Origin of the sequence: Pseudoalteromonas sp. SWN29, assembly GCF_015864465.1 — a bacterium.
GTDB lineage: Bacteria > Pseudomonadota > Gammaproteobacteria > Enterobacterales > Alteromonadaceae > Pseudoalteromonas.
Window position 1 is genome coordinate 1 of record NZ_JADYXE010000101.1, and the last position, 3096, is coordinate 3096.

Sequence of the window (3096 nt, forward strand, 5' to 3'; positions counted from 1 at the left end):
TGTTTCACTATCACATAAAACGCGTTTGGCGTTGTATGGTTAAGCCTCACGGGTAATTAGTACAAGTTAGCTTAATGGCTCACACCACTTCCACATCTTGCCTATCAACGTTGTAGTCTTCAACGGCCCTTCAGAGACTTTAAAAGTCTAGTGAGAACTCATCTCGAGGCCTGCTTCGCGCTTAGATGCTTTCAGCGCTTATCAGTTCCGAACGTAGCTACCGGGCAATGCCATTGGCATGACAACCCGAACACCAGCGGTTCGTTCACTCCGGTCCTCTCGTACTAGGAGCAACCCCTCTCAATTCTCAAACGCCCACGGCAGATAGGGACCGAACTGTCTCACGACGTTCTAAACCCAGCTCGCGTACCACTTTAAATGGCGAACAGCCATACCCTTGGGACCGACTTCAGCCCCAGGATGTGATGAGCCGACATCGAGGTGCCAAACACCGCCGTCGATATGAACTCTTGGGCGGTATCAGCCTGTTATCCCCGGAGTACCTTTTATCCGTTGAGCGATGGCCCTTCCATTCAGAACCACCGGATCACTATGACCTACTTTCGTACCTGCTCGACGTGTCTGTCTCGCAGTTAAGCTGGCTTCTACCATTACACTAACCGTACGATGTCCGACCGTACTTAGCCAACCTTCGTGCTCCTCCGTTACTCTTTAGGAGGAGACCGCCCCAGTCAAACTACCCACCAGGCACTGTCCGTAACCCCGATTCAGGGGCCAACGTTAGAACATCAAAACTACAAGGGTGGTATTTCAAGGTTGACTCCACAACAACTAGCGTCGCTGCTTCAAAGTCTCCCACCTATCCTACACATGTAGGTTCAATGTTCAGTGCCAAGCTGTAGTAAAGGTTCACGGGGTCTTTCCGTCTAGCCGCGGGTACACAGCATCTTCACTGCGATTTCAATTTCACTGAGTCTCGGGTGGAGACAGCGTGGCCATGGTTACACCATTCGTGCAGGTCGGAACTTACCCGACAAGGAATTTCGCTACCTTAGGACCGTTATAGTTACGGCCGCCGTTTACCGGGGCTTCGATCAAGAGCTTCTCCCTAAGGATAACCCCATCAATTAACCTTCCGGCACCGGGCAGGTGTCACACCGTATACGTCATCTTGCGATTTTGCACAGTGCTGTGTTTTTAATAAACAGTCCCAGCCACCTGGTCACTGCGGCTCCCGTCCGCTTAGAGAGCAAGTCTCATCACAGATAGGAGCGTACCTTCTCCCGAAGTTACGGTACGATTTTGCCTAGTTCCTTCACCCGAGTTCTCTCAAGCGCCTTAGTATTCTCTACCTGACCACCTGTGTCGGTTTGGGGTACGATTCCATATAATCTGAAGCTTAGAGGCTTTTCCTGGAAGTATGGCATCAGCAACTTCATCACCGTAGTGACTCGTCTCGTGTCTCAGGTTTAATGTTTGTCCGGATTTACCTAAACAAACGCCCTACTCACTTTCACATAGACTACCAACGCTATGCTTGCTTAGCCTGCTCCGTCCCCCCATCGCAATTATATCGAGTACAGAAATATTAATCTGTTTCCCATCGACTACGCCTTTCGGCCTCGCCTTAGGGGTCGACTTACCCTACCCTGATTAACATGGGATAGGAACCCTTGGTCTTCCGGCGTGGGAGTTTTTCACTCCCATTATCGTTACTCATGTCAGCATTCGCACTTCTGATACCTCCAGCAACCCTCCCGGGTCACCTTCAACGGCTTACAGAACGCTCCCCTACCACTCATCCTAAGATGAATCCGCAGCTTCGGTGCATAGTTTAGCCCCGTTACATCTTCCGCGCAGACCGACTCGACCAGTGAGCTATTACGCTTTCTTTAAAGGATGGCTGCTTCTAAGCCAACCTCCTGGCTGTCTGGGCCTTTCCACATCGTTTCCCACTTAACTATGACTTTGGGACCTTAGCTGGCGGTCTGGGTTGTTTCCCTCTTCACGACGGACGTTAGCACCCGCCGTGTGTCTCCCGGATATTACTTTACGGTATTCGGAGTTTGCAAAGGGTTGGTAAGTCGGGATGACCCCCTAGCCTTAACAGTGCTCTACCCCCGTAAGTATTCGTCCGAGGCTCTACCTAAATAGATTTCGGGGAGAACCAGCTATCTCCCGGTTTGATTAGCCTTTCACTCCTAGCCACAGGTCATCCCCTAACTTTTCAACGTTAGTGGGTTCGGTCCTCCAGTTGATGTTACTCAACCTTCAACCTGCCCATGGCTAGATCACCGGGTTTCGGGTCTATACCTTGCAACTATTCGCCCAGTTAAGACTCGGTTTCCCTACGGCTACCCTATTCGGTTAACCTCGCTACAAAATATAAGTCGCTGACCCATTATACAAAAGGTACGCAGTCACCCAACAAGTGGGCTCCTACTGCTTGTACGTACACGGTTTCAGGTTCTATTTCACTCCCCTCACAGGGGTTCTTTTCGCCTTTCCCTCACGGTACTGGTTCACTATCGGTCAGTTGGGAGTATTTAGCCTTAGATGATGGTCCACCTATATTCAGTCAAAGTTTCACGTGCTCCGACCTACTCGATTTCACTTAAAATGTCTTTTCATGTACGGGACTATCACCCTGTATCGTGGCGCTTTCCAGCAGCCTTCCATTAACACATAATAAGCTTAAGGGCTGTTCCGATTTCGCTCGCCGCTACTTTCGGAATCTCGGTTGATTTCTTTTCCTACGGGTACTTAGATGTTTCAGTTCTCCGCGTTCGCTTCGTTAACCTATGTATTCAGTTAACGATACCTGCAAGCAGGTGGGTTTCCCCATTCGGAAATCCTAGTCTCAAGTGCTTTTTACTAGCTTGACTAGGCTTATCGCAAGTTAATACGTCCTTCATCGCCTCCAACTGCCAAGGCATCCACCGTGTACGCTTAGTCACTTAACCATACAACCCAAACGGGTCTTTGTTTTGTGACAGTTTAACTTCGCCAGAAGTCAATATTGAATACTAAAGTAGATACCAATCAATCAACTCATAAGAGTTAACTAAATGGCACTGAATGGTACTGCTACCATTCTTTTTTTACTTTTGAAAACTCTTGATAAATACAATGTAT

At 49.0% G+C, this 3096-nt stretch carries 1 rRNA gene; it reads right to left on the reverse strand.

What is annotated here, in order from left to right:
- Positions 1-35: 35 nt before the first annotated feature.
- A 23S ribosomal RNA gene (locus tag I6F53_RS19950) occupies positions 36-2924 on the reverse strand.
- Between the last annotated feature and the right edge of the window lie 172 nt (positions 2925-3096).